Below are 18,911 nucleotides of genomic sequence, written 5' to 3' on the forward strand. Positions count from 1 at the left end.
ACTGTAGGTTTAGAGGTATTTCTTCTCTACGTAGAACGGTCCAAATGGAATAAAGGAACAGCCAAAAATGATCGCGATCTGCTTAAGCCCCCAATTCATAGGTTTTATTAGTAGCAGGGCTCCAACTACATAGGCTACGAAAAGTACACCATGTGCCATGCCTACATGCTTAACCATCGCCGGCATATCCAAAATATATTTTAAAGGCATGGCTATTAATAATAGTACCAGAAACGAAATACCTTCCAGAATGCTAATCCACTTAAATACAGTAATCTTATGTCTTAAAGCCATAAATAAATTTTGGAGTACAAAGATAATTTATATTCTCTAGATGACCTTGTTTACAGCGCAGGCTTTGTGAGCAATTTAATAAAGTAGTAAACCTGGTTATGTGGCAATTTTAGTATTTTGCACATGTAAAATAAAATTATGAATAATAAGAAAGTATTGGTTACCGGCGGTCTGGGATTTATTGGTTCTCATACCGTAGTGGCCTTACAAGCGGAAGGTTTTGAGGTTGTGATCATAGACAATCTCTCGAACTCTTCTATTGATGTACTGGGTGGAATCACTCAAATTAGTGGTAAGACCCCAGAGTTTGAAAATATAGATTTACGTGATAAATCTGCTGTAAAGGATTTTTTTGAAAATTATCCAGACATTGAAAACGTGATTCATTTTGCTGCTTCGAAGGCCGTAGGAGAAAGTGTGACCAATCCATTACTGTATTATGAAAATAATCTCTCAACACTGGTTTACTTACTACATGAGCTGAACAATAAATCGAAGGCCAATTTCATATTCAGTTCCTCATGCACCGTCTATGGACAGGCTGATGAATTACCAATTACAGAGAACGCTCCGGTAAAACAGGCTGAATCTCCTTACGGTAACACTAAACAGATAGGGGAAGAGATCATTCGCGATACGTGTAAGGTTAATCAGGAATTAAAAGCAATATCCTTACGTTATTTCAACCCGATTGGTGCACATCATTCCGGACAAATTGGGGAACTTCCAATTGGAACTCCTCAGAACCTGGTTCCTTTTATTACACAAACTGCCATTGGAAAAAGAACTGAACTATCTGTTTACGGTGATGATTATCCTACGAGGGATGGAACGGCAATTCGAGATTATATTCATGTAATGGATCTTGCAGAAGCACACGTTTCGGCCTTAAAACGCCTGTTATCTGGAGAAGACAATCAAAATTATGAAGTTTTCAATCTAGGTACAGGAAATGGCAATACGGTGTTAGAGGTTATTAAGTCTTTTGAAACAGTTTCAAAGAAAGACCTGGCATATAAAATTGTAGGCAGGAGAGAAGGGGATATCACTGCAGCATATGCAGACACCAATAAAGCAAATGATCATTTGAATTGGAAAGCAAAGAGATCTCTAGATGAAGCATTGGATAGTGCCTGGAAATGGCAGCAACTAGTCGAGAAAAAAGAGGCAGATCAGGATTAATTATAATGATTAAAAGAAAGACCGGCAATTGCCGGTCTTTCTTTTATTATTTCGTTCCGTTTACCAGAAACGCGTGAATCACACCTGGAATCCAACCTAGAGCTGTAAGTAATAAACTTATCAGGAAGGTTACTCCTAAACCGTGCTTCATGAATACGGCTAATGGCGGTAATAAAATGTTTAAGATAACTGTTAGAATAGACATAGCTTTTGATTTATTTGGTTAATAGTTAGTGATGAACATTTGTTCAATAAGCCCGCAAGGTAGAAGGATAGTAAGTCTTTGCCATAAACCTTGGGAAAAGTTTATAAGCAACTTCTAACAAAGCGTTAAACCATTTCAAATATAACCAGGGCGTATAAATAAAACCTGGCAAACCTAAGCAGTCCAAATATTAAATAACTTGGGAACGGAAATCTAATGATCCCAGCAGCGATACTGGTCATTGCAAACGGAATGGGTAACAGTGCTCCTACAATGATCAAAAACCCACCCCATTTTCGGGTGTTCTTGATATGTTTTGCCAATTTGAGTTCAAGGGCATTATGCACCGCAGGAATTTTAGTGATCGATACACCAATCCAGTAAGAAACTACCCCACCAAGGTAGGAACCCAGTGCGAGCAGTGACAGATATAAAAATGGCATTGCCGATTTTCCAGCCCATGCAATAAAAAGTTCAGGTGGAACCAGGCCTAGCAAAGATTCTGAAATAAAAAATATAGACAGAACCTTCCACGGACTATAGGTTTCAGTTACCGTAACCAACATGTCCTCTATATCCAGAAGAAAGTGATCGATCGCCCATAACGCAGCTACGAATAATACAATTGGTAGAATGGCTTTTCTCAAACTTCCTAAAACAAAGGAATAGAAACCGGTGTAACTGTAGTATTGGTGCAGCAGGCGGATTCGCGACTTCTTTTTAGATTTCGCTTTATCTTTCATCAATTCTCCTTCTTTCTTTTAATAGCAATTTCTAATGATCAAGTAACGAATTGGAAACTGTAAAAATCCTAATAATCTTCTCCAGCGAAGGCTTTAAGAGCCTTTACATATTCCCGAAGTTCCTCTTCATTCAGTTTATTTGAATGCTCAGCCATTAGGGATAACATATATTCCAAACTTTCCTGCCCTGTGATTTCTTCTGAAGTTTCAATTCCAGAGGATTCTTCAGAATCTATTTCAATAGGATCACCGTTTTCATCAAGTTCTACTGGAATATCATCTGGGATAGCAATTAGGAAATCCTGGTTTTCACTGATATGTTCGTGAGTCAATCTGGTAACTTTAGCCAAAAGTGGAATATTTTCTTCAACTACCATTTTCCGTAGTTCTTTAAGATCCTCTACGATCGTATTGATAATGATCCCGTTGCGCATAAGGTCACGCTGAATCTTATTAAGTAACTTTTGTGCTTTAATGTTTTCCAAGGTTGTCTCTATTAAATGGTCTGTAACTATTAGGTGAAAGCAGGTGTATACCTACTCAATATCTGAGCGGACAAAGTTAGTTTTTTTACATTTCTATAAAAGCGTTTTGATAGGATTTATTAAGTATTTAACCTTTAAAATTAACAATATCTTACCGCTATAAATTTCAGTCTGCTCGAAGCCTTTCTTAGTTTTATTCTCTAAAATTAAATTTATGAGTTCTAAAAATAAAACTGCACTTATTACAGGCGGAAGTAAAGGAATAGGCTACGGAGTAGCAGAGACGCTTCTTAATATGGGATACAAAGTTGCTGTTACCAGCAGATCACTATCATCTGCCGAGGAGGCCGCTAAAAAATTATCAGCCCACGGTGATACTCTGGGTCTGGAAGCCGATGTTAGAAGTTATGAAAGTCAGCAGAAAGCAGTCCAGCAATTGCTAGAAAAATGGGGGCAGCTAGATGTCCTGGTTGCCAATGCAGGTGTTGGTAACTTTGGAGCTGTGGATGAATTAAGCATTGATGACTGGAAGGATACGATCGACACTAATCTTAATGGTTTATTTTATTCAGTAAAGGCGAGCGTGGAAGCTTTGAAAAAGACCGAAGGTTATATCATTACAATATCCAGTCTAGCCGGGACCAATTATTTTGCAGGTGGAGCAGCTTACAACGCAAGTAAATTTGCTGTGACAGGATTTTCACAAGCGATCATGCTGGATCTGCGTGACAAAGGGGTTAAAGTAAGTACCATTATGCCCGGTTCTGTGGCTACACATTTCAATGGAAATGAACCTTCAGAAGAAGATGCCTGGAAAATACAGAGTGAGGATATAGGAGAACTTGTTGCAGATCTTCTAAAAATGAATCCAAGAACGCTGCCTAGTAAAATAGAAGTACGTCCATCCCGACCTCCAAAAAAATAAACGATTATATTACTGATAGCCGCTTGATTCAAGCGGCTTTTTTCTTTAACAAGCTTTAGCAGTTAAGGTTAAATTGATGACAAAGCCTATATACGCTAAGGTTTCAGACTAATCATCCTTTAAATTTGTAAAAAAAAAGTTATGAGTATTAAAGGAAAGACGATTATTATTACCGGAGCATCGAGTGGAATTGGCGAAGCAACTGCATTGAAACTAGCTAAGGAAGGCGCTAATGTTGTTATAACTGCCAGAAGAGAGGAACGTCTGAATGAATTAAAGAAAAAAATAGATGACTTAAATGCTGGAAAGGCTTTAGTAGTCATCGGCGACGTGACCAATAAGGATCATTTGAAGTCACTTGTGGAAAAGGCCAAAAAAGAATTTAATAGTATTGATGGTCTAATTAATAACGCAGGTTTGATGCCTTTGTCATTTGTAAAAAATCTTCATACAGATGAATGGGATAAAATGATTGATGTAAATATTAAAGGTGTACTGAACGGCGTTGCAGCAGTATTACCAACCATGATGGAACAAAAGTCTGGTAATATCATCAATATTTCTTCAAGTGCAGCCAATAAGATCTATCCTGGAGGGGCAGTATATTGCGCAACGAAATCTGCCGTAAAAATGTTTTCTGAAGGATTAAGAATGGAACTTGCCCCGAAATTCGGAATTAATGTAACTTCCATTGAACCTGGTTTTGTTGACACCGAGCTTGCTGAATCTATTACAGACGATGAAGTAAAAGAAGGTTTACTTTCCAACTTTAAAGAAATGACTCCTTTGGAGGCTCAGGATATCGCAGATGCGATCCACTATTCACTAACGCAACCAAAACGTGCAAATGTGAACGATGTGTTTATCATGCCAACAGAACAGGAACAATAGAGTCTTTAGAAAAAGAAAAGCCCGGATGATCTCCGGGCTTTTTTTATGTTTAAATCTTCCTTAGATTTTCACCACCATTTTACCTGTATTTTTACCATCAAAAAGATCGATAAATGCCTGCGGCGTATTTTCAAAGCCTTCCACAATGGTTTCATCGTATTTCAGTTTGCCAGATTGTAACCAACCTGCAAGTTCCTGTATGGCTCTTTGGAATTCTTCCTGATGATCCCTAACCAGAAATCCCTGCATTAAAGCCGACTTCTTAATTAAAATACCTTCTGGTCTTGGTCCCGTTGGAGTTTCGGTTTCGTTATATATGGAGATCGCTCCGCAATTGATGATACGTGCCGCTTTATTGATATTTTGAAGCGTAGCATCCAGAATTTCTCCACCAACATTGTCAAAATACACATCAACTCCATCTGGACAATGCTCTGCGATCGCTTCCTTCATATTGGAAGTTGTTTTGTAGTTGATGCCGGCGTCATATCCAAACTTACTCTGGATATGCTCAATTTTATCGTCAGATCCCGCGATCCCTACAACTCGGCATCCCTTGATCTTTCCAATTTGTCCAACCACACTTCCAACAGCTCCGGCAGCTCCGGAAACCAGTAATGTTTCACCCTCTTTTAATTTCCCGATAGTATCAAGTGCAAGATGAGCGGTTAATCCCGTAAGTCCCAAAACACCAAGGTATGCAGAAAGTGGCGCCATTTCCTTGTCGATCTTTCGCAAACCACTTCCATCATGCATCTGCTCAAGTTTCCAGTCCAGCATTCCTATTACATGATCCCCTTCTTTAAAATCTTCAGTATTGGAAGATATAACTTCGGAAACTACCATCGACTCGAGAGGTTTTCCTACTTGAAATGGTTCAATATAAGATTCTTCGTCACGCATTCTTCCGCGTAAATAAGGATCTACAGAAATATACTTCGTTTTAAGCTTTAGTGCTTTCTCTTCTGAAATTTCAAAATCTTTAATATCAAAATCTGAAGTCTCAGGTTTTCCTTTTGGTCGTTGCTTTAAAATGATCTGCTTATTCATAACATGTATTTTTTAGCAAATTAATGTGCAATCATACAATTGGCAAACATGCTTTCATAATTAAAACTTAAAACTAAAAAGAGGGTTGATAGCCATGATTATTGGGCTCATCTTCGTAATTTCATTGTTTCAAACCAGCCAGATTGAAAATAGATTTTCAGCATTATTATAATGAACTTATCAAGTTTCTAAGAAGTACCGACTTCTCAAAGGCCATTGTACTTACCATTGCCATTGTCATTCCAATTGCGGTATTTTCGAATATTGGACTGCTTGAAATTGGCGTGAGCATGGCCATGGGAAGTTTACTTTCTTCCCCAAGCGATGTCGCCGGGAGCTTCAAACATAAGGTCATAGGAATCATAGCCGCAGCATTACTGGGTGCTATCTCCTTCTGTATTGCAGGCTACGCCGCTCAGTTTAGCTGGGCAGTCGCGCCCATGTTACTGGTGATGATGTTCTGTATCGCCTATCTTTCTGTCTATGGTTTCAGAGCTTCGCTGGTAACATTTGCAGGACTTCTTGCAGTAGTCCTTAGTTTCGCTAATATCTCTTCGGAAATTGAAATCTGGCAAAAGTCCTTACTTATTTTTGGAGGTGGCCTATTCTACATGCTCATAAGTATCGTATGGTATCTGCTGAAGCCTGAAAGAGCTTCAGAACAGCAGATCGCCGAAACTATGGAACTAACGGCAGATTATTTACGACTTAGGATAAGGATGCTTGATCCTGAAGCAGATCTGGAAACGATACAGAAGGAACTTTTTCAGAAGCAAACAGAGCTCAATGAGCATCATGAAAGTCTTAGGGAGCTTTTAATAAGTTTTAGAATGTCTTCCGGAAGTTCAGGATATACTCGAAAAAGACTTCTCATTTTCATAGATCTTGTAGATATGCTGGAACTGGCCATGGCAAATCCTATTGATTATCCCAAGATGCGAAAAGTGCTGGCTTCAGATTTTATCGAATTGGATGTATTCAGGCAGTTTTCATTAAAGATGGCCGGGCAGTTGGATCGTATTTCACTTGCTGTGCATACAAATTCCAGGATGCCTGTAAATAAGCTTTCCGAAGAGTTGAAGAAAGTAGAAGAAAGCTTATTGAAATACCGTGCTGCGATCAATATTTCTGAAAAGCGGGAGAGCATGCTCATTCTTAGAAATTTCTATGATTACCAGGCCAGGCAGGCACAGAAGATTAGCAATATTGACCGGATACTACGTAATTTGGAGGGAAAGAAAAGAATTTTCAAGGATAAGGACGTACAGCAATTTATAACACAGCAGGAGTATAGTTTAAAAACCTTAAGAACCAATTTCCATTTCAATAGTTCCATATTTCGCCATGCATTGAGACTGGCCATTGTTGTGCTGGCAGGTTACTTACTGGGTTCATATTTTTCGGTGCAAAATGCTTACTGGATATTACTTACAATCGTTGTAATCATGCGGCCTAATTACGGCCTTACCAAGCAAAGAACAAGGAAACGGATCGTAGGCACGCTTATAGGTGGCGCCCTGGCCATTGGAATCGTGTTCATAACCCAGAACACGACGGTTTATGCTATTCTGGGAATTTTCAGCTTAACACTGGCGTTTTCACTAATTCAGCGCAATTACACCACTGCCGCCATGTTCATTACTCTCAGTATTATCTTTATTTATGCGCTTCTACAGCCTGAAGTTCTGAACGTCATCCAGTTCCGTATTCTGGATACGGTGATTGGTGCAGCCCTTGCGGGCCTGGGGAATTTTATTTTATGGCCTAAATGGGAACTTAAAGAGCTGAACAGTGTGATTAGCAATTCGATCAACTCCAATATTGGTTATTTGGAGGAAATTGATGACTATTACCATAACAAGGAGAATTTGCCCATAAGCTATAGACTTGCCCGAAAAAAAGCTTTTCTGGATATGGGAGAATTGAGTGGCGCATTCCAGAGAATGACCCAGGAACCCAAATCCCAGCAAAAGCAGCTGAGCCTTATCTATGAAATTGTAGGCCTTAACCACACATTCCTATCTGCACTGGCTTCAATGGGATCTTATATCAGGAATCACCCTACAAGCAAAGCTTCTTCAGATTTTGAAATGTACACAAGAACCATAATTTTTAATCTCAGGAATTCTGTACTTCTTCTGGAGAACGAGAACAGGAAAGAGAAAGAAGGTGAAGGAATTTCGAAAGCTGGTAAAGCACTACATCGCAGGTTCGATGAAATGGCCACAGAAAGAGATCGGGAAATAAGCGAAGGAAAAGCGCAAATTGATGATAATACCAGGTTGAATCTTCAGGAGGCACATTTGATCACAGGGCAACTGGAATGGCTTCTGGATCTTTCAGAAAAATTAGAGATCAATACTGAAAAACTAACAGCAAAACTAGATGAGCAAAAGAGCTTTTAAAAAATATATAAAGGAACTTGCCAAAGAAGATCTGGAAGAACAGATCCTTGACCTCTATAACAGGTTTGAAGATGTAAAGACATATTACAATTTTGTATTCAATCCCAATGAGGAAAAACTTGTGCAGGATGCAAAATTCAAAATAGGGAAGGAGTATTTTCCTCCCAATAACAGGAGACCAAAGAAGAGACGTTCCGTAGCACATAAGCTCATCAAACATTACCTTAAGTTAGGTATGGAATCTCATGCGCTGGCTGATGTCATGTTTTACAATGTAGAAATTGCCCAGGCCTTTTCTGAAGAGCAGGAATACAATACAGAAGCTTTTGAGAAAAGCATTTTCAAATCGTTTGAACAGGCGGTTCAGTATGTCGCAGAGCATGGCGTTATTACAAATTTCGAAAACCGCATCCAGAAAATTGCGAGATTCAGTCATGATCACAAGTGGTCTAACAGCTATCAATTTGTAACAGCAGCAGATAGGGTACTTTAAAATTAAATTCCCGTTGGTGCATCTCTCAAAAAGTTAGAATTGACTTAAATCAATATACCTCTGCGCACATTTGAGTATTTTTGAATTTAGAACAAACACTATGGAACTGGAAGAAATCATTAAACAAATTGAATCTCAAAAAAATCTTCCAAATCTTAATTTCAGTATTAAGGAGAAGACAGAGGCGTTCACTAAAAAGCTTTTTTATACATTATTCGATAAACAAACTCCCGTAGCAGATAATTTAATGGAACTGGGAAAGGATTTTGAAGTGCTGGCAAAACTGGTTTGCTGGGAGCCTGGCTCGCCTTGCCAGGATATCTGGAGTGATTATCTCACCCGGCTACCCGGCATCCTTGAAAATCTCAATCTTGATGCTGAAGCTATTTCCAGAAATGATCCCGCAGCCAATTCAGTAGAAGAAGTTTATTTAAGTTATCCTGGTTTCTTCGCCATTGCGATTTACAGACTTAGCCATGAATTTTACAAATTTGGTTTACCATTGGTTCCCAGATTGATGACCGAATGTGCTCATAGCCTTACCGGAACCGATATTAATCCAGGGGCAGTTATAGGAAAATCTTTTTTTATTGATCATGCCACGGGTGTAGTTATTGGCGAAACTGCTACAATAGAAGATAACGTAAAGATCTATCAGGGTGTCACGCTGGGTGCACTAACCGTAGATAAAACCATGCGTAACCTAAAGCGACATCCAACTATTAAAAACAATGTCACTATTTATGCGAATGCAACCATCCTGGGTGGAAAAACAGAAATTGGTGAAAATTCGGTAATAGGAGGAAATGTATGGCTTACCAGGTCTGTTCCTGCAAACTCGATGGTTTCTCATACCCCGCAGATTAATATTAAAAATACAGCAGATAAGTAATGAATAACTCAGTAATAGATTTAGTAGGAAATACACCGCTGGTAAAAGCTACCAGGGTATTTACCAAACCTGGTGTGGAATTATACTTTAAACTGGAAGGCCAGAATCCAGGCGGAAGTGTGAAAGACCGTGCCGCTTATAATATGATCAAAAGCGCCCTTGATCGCGGTACCATAGACAGAAGTACTAAATTGATCGAGGCAACCAGTGGAAATACCGGAATTGCTCTGGCAATGATTGCCGGTATATTTGGACTTGACATCGAACTGGTTATGCCAGAAAATTCGACGATTGAAAGAGTCCAAACCATGCGGGCTTATGGAGCGAAAGTCACTTTGACCAGCTCAGACGATGGGATCGAAGGATCACGTGATTATGCTGAAGACAAGATGAAAACCGGGAATTACTTTATGTTAAATCAATTTGGGAATGACGATAACTGGCAAGCTCACTATAAAACTACAGGTCCTGAAATTTGGAGAGATACTAAAGAAAAGGTGACACATTTTGTATCTTCTATGGGGACTACTGGAACGATCATGGGCACGAGTACTTTTTTAAAAGAGAAAAATCCTGATGTCCAGATTGTTGGTGTCCAGCCTGAAGAGAATGCCAGGATTCCTGGAATAAGAAAATGGCCAGAAGCTTATTTACCCAAAATTTTTGACGCAAGCAAGGTTGATAAGGTATTGGAAGTAAATGAAGAAGATGCAAGAAAAATGAGTAGAAGATTGGCTGAGGAAGAAGGTATATTTGCCGGAATGAGTAGTGGAGGAGCTACAGCAGCGGCAATCAGATTATGTGAATCCCTTGAAAGTGGATTGGTGGTATCTATTATCTGTGATCGTGGTGACCGCTATCTGTCTTCAGATTTGTTCAACAAATAACGAAAGCTATATAAGGTCAGGATCAACCTGTGATGAACGTCCTTTAGAATTAAGCTTTTTTATAGCTGTAGATTCCCTGGAGAATATCGATACCTGATCTTATATAGCTTCAGAATAATTAGAATTTTTCAATAGAAGCAACACCATAATCATACTTTGAAGGTATGATTTTTAGCCTCTGGCGATCATTTCCTTTTCTAAGAACCACAATATACTTTTCCTCATCGAGTTGATCGCGAAGTCCTCGTGCCTGGTATTTATTCCTGGTCATGGTCCAGCCCATATATTCCCCAAAAATTTCATTTCTCACCAGAGCTGGAAGTGCAATGTCTTTGAATACCTGGCTGGTTTTTAACAGGTTTCCTTTTTCGTCATAGGTGGCTTCCAGGTAACCTTTATTGCTGCGTAAGGTTACTACAACGTCTCCAGATTGAATATCTGCCTCATCGATAAAGCGATGAACATCAAAATTGGCTTTGGCAAAACCAATGGCATTAGATTGAAATTGGGCTGCAAATTTTTCTTTCACCTTAACCATTCCATTGGGATAGTCTTCAAAAATAAGGTCTGCAGTGGGACTAAAATTGATTCTGGTCTCGTCAAGCTGAATAATGTCCTGGGACTGGGCGCCAAAACTTAACATAATTGCGAAAATAATAATGATGAACTTTTTCATGATGTAAAAATTTAATGATGAATAATTGATTATTGATACTCAAAATTAACTCATTAACATCGCAGGGAAAATGACCTAAGTAGCATAACAGAATTAAATTAGTCCTTAGTATGATTTTTCAATTGCTCTAAAAGTAATGGTACGTTTTTGATCTGTACCTTATTTCTTGAGATTTGAATAAGTCCCATTTTTTTCATTTTCTGAAGATGTCTGTTTACAACTGCTCGACTGGAGCCAATTAAACACGCCAATTCTTTGTCTGGCAAATCATTGATGTACTGAAGTTTATTGGAGGATCTGTCCAGATTCCTGAGCATAAGCTGAAGCAACCGTGTGGTAATATCATTAAAAACCATCTGGGAGACGTTCTCTTCCAGGGCTCGCATCGACCTTCCTGCACAGGACAGAAAATTTTTATAATATTCGGGATAGCAATCAAGCCAGTCTCTTAATCTATCCATTGCTATGGACAATACTTCTGTGTAATCAAGACATTCATAATAGGCCTGGTGTTTTACCCCGTCTAAAAGGCAGAAAAGATCAAATACATCATCCTTTTTTAATAAAAAAACGGTATGTTCTTTAGCACTGTCCAGATCTGCATGATACATTTTGATTCTTCCTAGCTGTATTATATAAAAGTGATAGAGGAATTTTTCGCAATGAACAAGACAGGTCTGTTTTGGCCATTTCTCTACATGAAAACTTGGTAACAGTTCTTTTAAATGTTCTTTTGAAACATTAGCGAACAGCTGACAGGTCTTTAATGCTGAATAATAATTTTGGTAATGGGAATCTTTTTCTCGCAAATCCTCGGAATTTTAATTGGCATCATTCCGGGGGATGGGCTGTCCAGAGAGGATGAATATCTCAAGATCAGGTATTTCAGTAAAATACGAAGGTACAATAATTCGAAGTGGAAAACCATTTAAATAAGACTCTATAATGTCCATTTTATTTTTGAGTAAAGCTTAAAATGCTTTATTTTTGCAAAATTGCTTACTATAAAGGACTATATGGCGTCAGAAACATTCGGAATTGAGAAAAAGAAGGTCGACAAACAACTATATGATTATCAGCAGAAGGATATAGATAAAATTTTTGGGGTGATAGATGAACATCCTGAAAACTATAATCTTCTATACCAATTACCTACAGGAGGAGGGAAGACTGTGATCTTTTCTCAAATGACCAGGGAATACATCCAAAGAACCAATAAAAAGGTTTTGATACTTACGCACCGTATCGAACTATGTAAGCAAACTTCCAAAATGCTATCAGGTTTTGGTGTTCGTAACAAGATCATCAACAGTAAGGTTAAGGAACTGCCAGATCAAAATGACTACATGTGTTTTGTAGCCATGGTGGAAACCCTCAATAACAGGCTAAATGATGAAAAGCTCAAGATCGAGGATATTGGCCTGGTAATTATCGATGAAGCGCACTATAATAGTTTCAGGAAATTATTTAAGTTTTTTGAGAAATGCTTTATTCTTGGAGTAACTGCCACACCGCTAAGTTCCAATATCAAATTACCAATGAAGGACAATTACCGCGAACTTATCGTAGGTGATTCCATTACGTCCCTCATTGAAAAAGGTTTTTTAGCGAAATCCAATATATACAGCTACAATGTGGGTCTTACCAATTTAAAAGTTGGGATGAATGGTGATTATACCGTAAAATCTTCAGAGGAACTGTATTCAAATTATAGTATGCAGGAAAAGCTTTTGAATGCTTACTATGAACGTTCCCGAGGTAAGAAAACATTAATTTTCAACAACGGTATCAATACTTCCGTAGAAGTATATCATACTTTTAAGAATGCTGGTTTACCTATTCGTCATTTAGACAATACCACCAGCAAACAGGATAGAAAAGATATTCTAAAATGGTTCAAGCATACCCCAGATGCGATCGTAACTTCTGTGAGTATTCTAACCACCGGTTTTGATGAACCAACCGTGGAGACCATTGTATTAAATCGGGCAACAAAGTCACTGACTCTGTATTTCCAGATGATTGGACGTGGATCTCGTGTACTTAAGGATAAAAATGAGTTTACCGTGATAGATCTTGGTAACAACATGGCCAGGTTTGGGAACTGGAGCAGTCCCGTGGATTGGAAACAGATTTTCAGATCACCAGATTTCTATTTTGAAAACTTATTAAGCGATGAGGATATTGAAAGAGATTTTCAATACCAGATGCCAGAAGAAATAAGAGCACAGTTTTCCAAAACCGAAGATGTTACTTTCGATATTGAAGCTGCTTACGATACAGTCATTAAAAAAGGACTTAAATCCAAAGCAGTTCTTGAATGGTCGATGGAACAACACGTTAAAATGTGTGTAGAGAACAGTGAAGATGTTTTTGATGCCAGGATACTCGCCAAAGAGCTAAAAGATGATATTAGCTCTCGTATCAAGCAATATTCTTATTGCATCAGTAAAAGCACTAAAAATTACCGTGACTGGCTTGAGGAAGATTATTCCAGGAAACTAAGAATGCAGATCAATAAAGAATTCTAGTTATCATCTTTTTTACCGAAGAGTTTTTTAAAGAAACCTTTTTTCTTTTTGGTATTCTCTTCTTTAGCGTCGTTTGATCGGTCTTTCCTGTCTTTATTTTTGCCAGAGAACAATCTTTCAAAAAAGTTGTCTCGTTCTTCAGGTGGACATTCCATCAGGCTAGCCAGTTCTGAAGACAGTGGCTGGAACCTCGCATTCGTAATTTTATTAAATGCTGAATTTGCGTTCATTTTCTGCATTAGTTTTGCGAAAATTGGTAATGCCGAATTTGCTCCCTGGCCAATTGCGGTATTTCTGAATCCAATACGGTGATCGTCAGACCCTACCCAGGTGACACAAACCAGTTCCGGGGTGATCCCTACAAACCATCCATCTTTATTGTCCTGGGTGGTCCCGGTCTTACCTGCAATATCATTTCTCAAACCATAACTGTAGCGAAGTCGGCTTGCAGTACCTTCATCTACGGTTGCCTGCATCATGTTTACCATGATTTTGCGTGTTTCTTCGGAAAAAGCTCTTTTTTTAGAAATTTCGGGCTGGAATCTAGCCAGTACGTTTCCTTCTGCATCCTCAATTCTGCTAATATAGTATGGTTTGCTGGCATAACCCGAATTAGCGTAGGCTGAATATGCTCCCGTCATTTCCTCCAGACTGAGCGAAGCGGTTCCAAGAGCGATGGACGGCACGGCTGGAAGTTCGGATGTAATGCCAAGTTCTCTTGCCTGCCTGATTACATTAGGTATTCCGGTTTCCATTAATACCTTCACGGCAATAGTGTTCATGGATTTACTCAGTGCTGTCTTTAAATTATAATTCATATTAGGATCATCTCCTTCCGAAGAAGAATTGGAAGGAGTCCATCCTTTGTCATAAGTAACTTCCCGAACCGAAAAATAGGTACAGGGATCCATACCATTTTCCAAAGCGGCAGTATAAACAAATGGCTTGAAAGTAGATCCAACCTGCCTTTTACTCTGGCTTACGTGATCATATTTAAAAGAGCGGAAATCCACACCACCAACCCAGGCCTGGACTGAACCATCTTTGGGACTAACCGCCAGAAGACCGGAGTTTAAAAATTTAAGGTAATGCGCGATACTATCTATGCTGCTTACATTTTGAGTTTCCATACCCTTATAGGTAAACAATTCGGTAGCATGCTTCTGTTCCATTCTTTTAAGAATTTCTTCTTCTGAATATCCTTCTTTGGAAAGCTTCTGGTATCTCGAACTACGTTTTACCGCGTCCAGCAAAACCTTACGGTTCTTTTCCCAAGGGGCATTACTGCCGTAAGAATTTTCATGATCTGTTTGCAGTTGAGCCATATGTTCTCTCATAGCCTGTTCGGCAAGCTGTTGCATTTCATAATTAAGCGTGGTATGAACTATAAGACCATCTCTGTAGATATTATATTTCTCCCCATCCTTATTCTTTAAAGTGTCAAGAATACCTGAAACATCCTTGCGTACCTGTTCTCTAAAGTAAGGCGCGATGCCCTTATCGTGGCTATAGGATTTATAATCCAGAATGAGTGGCAGCATTTTAGCTTCTTCAGCCTGTGTAGAACTTAGATAATCATATTTCGCCATTTGCATAAGCACCACATCACGGCGAAGCCTGCTTCTTTCAGGAAATATACGCGGATTATAGTAGTGACTCGCTTTGAGCATTCCCACCAGAACTGCTGCTTCTTCCAATCGAAGTTCTGCCGTGTGCTTATTAAAGAATTTCATCGAAGCACTCTCAATTCCGTAGGTATTATCACTAAAAGGGACTGTATTAAAATATAGCTGAATTAGCTCATTCTTACTATAAACATTCTCCAAACGTTTTGCAATGACTGCTTCCTGCATCTTGTTGATCACGATCCCAAGCATTCCATAATCCTTTCTGCCATAAATATTCTTGGCAAGCTGAAGAGTAATGGTACTTCCTCCTCCAGCCGACTCGTCCTGTAGCAGGATGGATTTAAAGAATACTCTTCCTAAACTGCGATTATCTATGCCATCATGTTCATAAAAACGCGCATCTTCAGTAGCAATTAAAGCTTCAATAAGATGGGAGGGAAGCTGATCGAAGTTAATGGGTTGTCTGTCGAAAACATAAAATTTACCTATTAATTCTCCATTGGAAGCAAGAACCTGAGTGGCTTTATTTTGTTGCAAGGAAGATAATTCTGATTCTGTTGGTATTTTTCCGAATAGACCAAAATAGATACTCGCAAAGAAGAGCAGGAAAAATCCTGTAAGACTGGAGATTATGATAAGTGCCCATTTAAAAATGGGGTTATTTTTTATTTTCTTCAACATTCTTGAGTAGTAAGGTTTGCAAAGAAACGAATGTTTGTAGGAGTGGATTATATTTTAAGCTTATTTTATAAATTTTGTTAAATAAAAAGAGGTCAATAACCTTACTAACCTCTCTTTTAACTGTAGTTGTGATGATTTGATCGATAAAATGGTCTATTCATGCAGTATATCTTTGATCGCTGGATTTAGACCTGTGTGATGATTTAATGTTTAGAAACGGTCTCCGGTGTGTGATGCCACCGGCTCTCTCGTTTCCAAAAACCTGTAAATTGCTTTCCAGACTTGTCATGATGATTAAATTTTGATGATTGATTAATACTTTCTTCGCCTGGAGATAGATGATCTTTCAGCGTTTGCTTCAGTGTTCATAAAGCTGGATCTTGATTTTGTGTGATGAATTGAATGTCTCATATTTAATAGTTTAATGATTGATGAACGATGTTAGATTATGCTTTTCGCTTCGGAAAAACTTGCCGTTGTAAGTTTGCCTCTGTGTTCATAAAGCACTGTCTTCTCTTCGTGTGATTGATTGAATGTCTCATAACGTATTATTTAGATGAATATTAAACCATTTTGTAGATGTTTTCTAATGGTTTCTATTTAATAGACGAGCAAAAATAGTTTCTGTTACAGTACTATGTAATAAAAGGTACTATATTAACATTTTTTAACATTTTATACTCAAATAAGCTTTTCAAAGAATTGTTAAACTTTTTTCATGAGATAAGCTTAATTGTACATTCGAACATAAAAGTATCTATATGAATAAGTGGATTATTGGAATCGTTACCTTAGTGCTGGTTCTGGCCGGGATCATCTATACGATTTATCAATTGAATGACTATGATTTCAATGATGCTGAAAAATCGTATGAAATTGTAGATACCTGGGAATTGCCATCGGAGCTCAATGAAGTCTCTGGGATCGTTTATGAAAAGAATGACCTAATGATTTGTGTGCAGGATGAAGATGGTATTCTATTTACTTATGATATGAAAGCCAGGAAGATCATAAACCAGCACAAATTTTCCTATGCCGGGGATTATGAGGCTTTAACCTATCTCGATGGATCATACTGGATTGCTGAAAGTAATGGGAGATTAATTAATGTTATCGATCTGGATGTTGCCGACCAGGAAATTGAAGGAACACAACTGGATTTTGAATATAGAAACAATATTGAGGGTATGGCTGCAACATCTAACAATAAGTTGTGGATTACCGTAAAGGACCGAAACCTGGATAACAGTAGTGGATATAAAGGAGTCTATGAATATGATCCTGCGAGCAATAAACTTCAGAGAGAACCTGTTCTAAAAATCGATTACGAGGATCCAAAATTTGACCGTTTAAAAACACACAATCCCAGAAAATTATTAAGACCTTCAGATCTTGCAATTCATCCTACAACCGGCGAGTTATATATTCTGGATGCCGAATTTCAAAAAATCGTAGTTACAAACAAACAAGGTACGATCAAGTCTATACACTTGCTTGACCCTGCTGAGTTTGAGCAACCAGAAGGCATTGCATTTTCCAGTGATGGAAGAATATTTATATCTAACGAAAGAGTAGGAGTTCCTGCTAATATCCGGGAGATACGGTTTAATTGATTTAATCACGCATATTTTTGCTAACCTCCTGGACTTCATCCAGTACTCGAAGTAGATTCTCACCCCAGAGTTTTGCTATATCTTCTTCGGAATAACCTCTGCGAACGAGTTCTATGGTTACATTCAGTGTTTCACTGGCATCGTCCCAACCATAAATACCTCCACCGCCATCAAAATCGGAACTAATTCCAACATGATCAATACCAATTTTTTCCACGAGATAATCAATATGATCTACAAAATCTGTGACCGCAACTGGTGAAGCGCTATCATTTAATGCATCGAGGGCAGGTCCTGCCGCAGTTCTTATGGTTCTAAAATCTGTATAATATTTCTCTCTGGCATCTTTATCTAGCTTTCTTACACTGTCTCTTTCGAGGTATTCCAGACCTAATTCTGCAGCAGTAGTTTTATAAACATTAGCTTCTGCCTTAGAGAACGCATTGTGTTTCTCGGTATTTAAATAGGAACTGAATGCTACCGTTTGAACAACTCCACCTTTCTCGCGAAACAGTGCAAGTAGTTCATCATCCAGGTTTCTGCTATGATCGCAAAGTGCTCTGGCAGAAGAATGAGAGGCAATTAAAGGAGCCTTCGAGATCCTAAACATATCTTTGATCGCCTGCTTACTGGGATGTGAAACATCGATCATGATACCATGTTTGTTCATTTCCATTACAGCCTGCTTACCCAGGTCGCTCAGCCCGTTATGCAACCATTCATCATTCTCCTCACCAGTATTGGAGTCTGAAAACTGGCTATGTCCATTGTGTGAAAGAGACATATATCTGGCACCGCGATCGTGAAATTCCTTTATCCTGTCCAGGTCTGTCCCCAGAGGATAGGCATTTTCCACACCAATCATCGCCACTTTTTTACCTTCAGCAACCAACTTTCTCACTTCAGCAGATGTTGTGGCCAGTCCTATAGATGCAGGCGCATAAGAATCTGTAAGCCTGTGAATTGCTTCAAATTTGCTAATGGCATTCTCATAAGCTTCAGCGTATGCCTCCTCATGTAATTCACCCTGCCCGGTATAAACGATCAGCCAGCTAACATCAAGACCACCAGCCATCATTTTCGGCAGGTTTACCTGTGTATCCAGGTTTTGAGTATAGTTCTTTTCCGTAGTAAAATTACTTACGTTGATATCGTTGTGGGTATCTATCGTAATAACCTTTTCATGTATTCTGGTCGCTTTTTCTATTATTTCTGAATCCTGCGTTTGAGCATTGCTTTGGAAAGCTAAAGAGAAAAGGAGTAATCCTGATATTGATAATTTCATAAGTTTAGATTTTCAGGCTGAATTTAATAATTATATTTAAGGATA

Annotated in this window: 19 protein-coding genes; 9 read left to right on the forward strand and 10 right to left on the reverse strand. The window is 38.6% G+C overall.

The window, feature by feature from the left end; translation table 11 throughout:
- Positions 1 to 9: 9 nt before the first annotated feature.
- Positions 10 to 294: a DUF3817 domain-containing protein gene (locus G529_RS0114125; protein WP_026916148.1), complete on the reverse strand. Its 285-nt coding sequence runs from the start codon at positions 292 to 294 to the stop codon at positions 10 to 12.
- A 138-nt stretch (positions 295 to 432) separates the two neighbouring features.
- On the opposite strand from G529_RS0114125, the gene galE reads away from it, so the two are divergent.
- A complete protein-coding gene (galE, locus tag G529_RS0114130; RefSeq protein WP_035696149.1) occupies positions 433 to 1,476 on the forward strand; it encodes a UDP-glucose 4-epimerase GalE in 1,044 nt (347 codons plus the stop codon).
- Between the two features lie 46 nt (positions 1,477 to 1,522).
- Here galE and G529_RS16445 read toward each other — a convergent pair whose 3' ends face one another.
- From G529_RS16445 to G529_RS0114140, 3 genes are all read right to left on the reverse strand, one after another.
- Positions 1,523 to 1,681 (reverse strand): YqaE/Pmp3 family membrane protein, encoded by a 159-nt coding sequence (locus G529_RS16445; protein WP_084509794.1) that lies wholly within the window; start codon positions 1,679 to 1,681, stop codon positions 1,523 to 1,525.
- A gap of 125 nt (positions 1,682 to 1,806) precedes the next feature.
- Positions 1,807 to 2,424, reverse strand: coding sequence for a YqaA family protein (locus G529_RS0114135; protein ID WP_026916150.1), 618 nt, complete (start codon positions 2,422 to 2,424; stop codon positions 1,807 to 1,809).
- Between the two features lie 68 nt (positions 2,425 to 2,492).
- Positions 2,493 to 2,909: a hypothetical protein gene (locus tag G529_RS0114140; RefSeq protein WP_026916151.1), complete on the reverse strand. Its 417-nt coding sequence runs from the start codon at positions 2,907 to 2,909 to the stop codon at positions 2,493 to 2,495.
- A 214-nt stretch (positions 2,910 to 3,123) separates the two neighbouring features.
- Here G529_RS0114140 and G529_RS0114145 point away from each other — a divergent pair, with 214 nt between their 5' ends.
- Positions 3,124 to 3,834 (forward strand): SDR family oxidoreductase, encoded by a 711-nt coding sequence (locus tag G529_RS0114145; protein ID WP_026916152.1) that lies wholly within the window; start codon positions 3,124 to 3,126, stop codon positions 3,832 to 3,834.
- Positions 3,835 to 3,975: 141 nt separating this feature from the next.
- Complete coding sequence (locus G529_RS0114150) at positions 3,976 to 4,725, forward strand: SDR family oxidoreductase (protein WP_026916153.1); 750 nt, start codon at positions 3,976 to 3,978, stop codon at positions 4,723 to 4,725.
- A gap of 60 nt (positions 4,726 to 4,785) precedes the next feature.
- Here G529_RS0114150 and G529_RS0114155 read toward each other — a convergent pair whose 3' ends face one another.
- Positions 4,786 to 5,775 (reverse strand): NADP-dependent oxidoreductase, encoded by a 990-nt coding sequence (locus G529_RS0114155; protein WP_026916154.1) that lies wholly within the window; start codon positions 5,773 to 5,775, stop codon positions 4,786 to 4,788.
- 143 nt (positions 5,776 to 5,918) lie between these two features.
- Between G529_RS0114155 and G529_RS0114160 the strand changes: the two genes are divergently transcribed.
- The 4 genes from G529_RS0114160 to cysM all read left to right on the forward strand — a co-directional run bounded on the left by G529_RS0114160 (position 5,919) and on the right by cysM (position 10,452).
- Positions 5,919 to 8,180 (forward strand): FUSC family protein, encoded by a 2,262-nt coding sequence (locus G529_RS0114160; RefSeq protein ID WP_026916155.1) that lies wholly within the window; start codon positions 5,919 to 5,921, stop codon positions 8,178 to 8,180.
- Positions 8,161 to 8,673: a DUF6155 family protein gene (locus tag G529_RS0114165; protein ID WP_026916156.1), complete on the forward strand. Its 513-nt coding sequence runs from the start codon at positions 8,161 to 8,163 to the stop codon at positions 8,671 to 8,673. The genes G529_RS0114160 and G529_RS0114165 overlap by 20 nt, the downstream gene beginning before the upstream one ends.
- A gap of 100 nt (positions 8,674 to 8,773) precedes the next feature.
- Positions 8,774 to 9,565 (forward strand): serine O-acetyltransferase EpsC, encoded by a 792-nt coding sequence (gene epsC, locus G529_RS0114170; protein WP_026916157.1) that lies wholly within the window; start codon positions 8,774 to 8,776, stop codon positions 9,563 to 9,565.
- Positions 9,565 to 10,452 (forward strand): cysteine synthase CysM, encoded by an 888-nt coding sequence (gene cysM / locus G529_RS0114175; protein ID WP_026916158.1) that lies wholly within the window; start codon positions 9,565 to 9,567, stop codon positions 10,450 to 10,452. The genes epsC and cysM overlap by 1 nt, the downstream gene beginning before the upstream one ends.
- A gap of 118 nt (positions 10,453 to 10,570) precedes the next feature.
- On the opposite strand, the gene G529_RS0114180 is transcribed toward cysM, so the two are convergent.
- Positions 10,571 to 11,128, reverse strand: a complete 558-nt coding sequence (locus tag G529_RS0114180; RefSeq protein WP_026916159.1) for a hypothetical protein — start codon at positions 11,126 to 11,128, stop codon at positions 10,571 to 10,573.
- Positions 11,129 to 11,226: 98 nt separating this feature from the next.
- Positions 11,227 to 11,937 (reverse strand): Crp/Fnr family transcriptional regulator, encoded by a 711-nt coding sequence (locus tag G529_RS15985; protein ID WP_035696151.1) that lies wholly within the window; start codon positions 11,935 to 11,937, stop codon positions 11,227 to 11,229.
- 207 nt (positions 11,938 to 12,144) lie between these two features.
- Between G529_RS15985 and G529_RS0114190 the strand changes: the two genes are divergently transcribed.
- A complete protein-coding gene (locus G529_RS0114190; RefSeq protein WP_026916160.1) occupies positions 12,145 to 13,659 on the forward strand; it encodes a DEAD/DEAH box helicase in 1,515 nt (504 codons plus the stop codon).
- Here the strand turns inward: G529_RS0114190 and G529_RS0114195 are convergent.
- Positions 13,656 to 15,968, reverse strand: a complete 2,313-nt coding sequence (locus tag G529_RS0114195) for a penicillin-binding protein 1A (RefSeq protein WP_026916161.1) — start codon at positions 15,966 to 15,968, stop codon at positions 13,656 to 13,658. The genes G529_RS0114190 and G529_RS0114195 overlap by 4 nt on opposite strands.
- 157 nt (positions 15,969 to 16,125) lie before the next feature.
- Positions 16,126 to 16,257, reverse strand: a complete 132-nt coding sequence (locus tag G529_RS16790) for a hypothetical protein (RefSeq protein WP_262489261.1) — start codon at positions 16,255 to 16,257, stop codon at positions 16,126 to 16,128.
- A 472-nt stretch (positions 16,258 to 16,729) separates the two neighbouring features.
- Here G529_RS16790 and G529_RS0114200 point away from each other — a divergent pair, with 472 nt between their 5' ends.
- Positions 16,730 to 17,581, forward strand: coding sequence for an SdiA-regulated domain-containing protein (locus tag G529_RS0114200; protein WP_026916162.1), 852 nt, complete (start codon positions 16,730 to 16,732; stop codon positions 17,579 to 17,581).
- A 1-nt stretch (position 17,582) separates the two neighbouring features.
- Here G529_RS0114200 and G529_RS0114205 read toward each other — a convergent pair whose 3' ends face one another.
- Positions 17,583 to 18,866, reverse strand: coding sequence for a dipeptidase (locus tag G529_RS0114205; RefSeq protein WP_026916163.1), 1,284 nt, complete (start codon positions 18,864 to 18,866; stop codon positions 17,583 to 17,585).
- Between the last annotated feature and the right edge of the window lie 45 nt (positions 18,867 to 18,911).

The sequence above is a fragment of the Christiangramia portivictoriae DSM 23547 genome, from assembly GCF_000423045.1.
In the GTDB taxonomy this organism is placed as follows: Bacteria; Bacteroidota; Bacteroidia; order Flavobacteriales; family Flavobacteriaceae; genus Christiangramia; species Christiangramia portivictoriae.

What these genes read in the sequence shown, in the direction of transcription:
- G529_RS0114125 (WP_026916148.1), bottom strand. Translation starts at nt 294, where the DNA reads ATGGCTTTAAGACATAAGATTACTGTATTTAAGTGGATTAGCATTCTG.
- galE (WP_035696149.1), top strand. Translation starts at nt 433, where the DNA reads ATGAATAATAAGAAAGTATTGGTTACCGGCGGTCTGGGATTTATTGGT.
- G529_RS16445 (WP_084509794.1), bottom strand. Translation starts at nt 1,681, where the DNA reads ATGTCTATTCTAACAGTTATCTTAAACATTTTATTACCGCCATTAGCC.
- G529_RS0114135 (WP_026916150.1), bottom strand. Translation starts at nt 2,424, where the DNA reads ATGAAAGATAAAGCGAAATCTAAAAAGAAGTCGCGAATCCGCCTGCTG.
- G529_RS0114145 (WP_026916152.1), top strand. Translation starts at nt 3,124, where the DNA reads ATGAGTTCTAAAAATAAAACTGCACTTATTACAGGCGGAAGTAAAGGA.
- G529_RS0114150 (WP_026916153.1), top strand. Translation starts at nt 3,976, where the DNA reads ATGAGTATTAAAGGAAAGACGATTATTATTACCGGAGCATCGAGTGGA.
- G529_RS0114155 (WP_026916154.1), bottom strand. Translation starts at nt 5,775, where the DNA reads ATGAATAAGCAGATCATTTTAAAGCAACGACCAAAAGGAAAACCTGAG.
- G529_RS0114165 (WP_026916156.1), top strand. Translation starts at nt 8,161, where the DNA reads ATGAGCAAAAGAGCTTTTAAAAAATATATAAAGGAACTTGCCAAAGAA.
- epsC (WP_026916157.1), top strand. Translation starts at nt 8,774, where the DNA reads ATGGAACTGGAAGAAATCATTAAACAAATTGAATCTCAAAAAAATCTT.
- cysM (WP_026916158.1), top strand. Translation starts at nt 9,565, where the DNA reads ATGAATAACTCAGTAATAGATTTAGTAGGAAATACACCGCTGGTAAAA.
- G529_RS0114180 (WP_026916159.1), bottom strand. Translation starts at nt 11,128, where the DNA reads ATGAAAAAGTTCATCATTATTATTTTCGCAATTATGTTAAGTTTTGGC.
- G529_RS0114190 (WP_026916160.1), top strand. Translation starts at nt 12,145, where the DNA reads ATGGCGTCAGAAACATTCGGAATTGAGAAAAAGAAGGTCGACAAACAA.
- G529_RS0114195 (WP_026916161.1), bottom strand. Translation starts at nt 15,968, where the DNA reads ATGTTGAAGAAAATAAAAAATAACCCCATTTTTAAATGGGCACTTATC.
- G529_RS16790 (WP_262489261.1), bottom strand. Translation starts at nt 16,257, where the DNA reads ATGACAAGTCTGGAAAGCAATTTACAGGTTTTTGGAAACGAGAGAGCC.
- G529_RS0114200 (WP_026916162.1), top strand. Translation starts at nt 16,730, where the DNA reads ATGAATAAGTGGATTATTGGAATCGTTACCTTAGTGCTGGTTCTGGCC.
- G529_RS0114205 (WP_026916163.1), bottom strand. Translation starts at nt 18,866, where the DNA reads ATGAAATTATCAATATCAGGATTACTCCTTTTCTCTTTAGCTTTCCAA.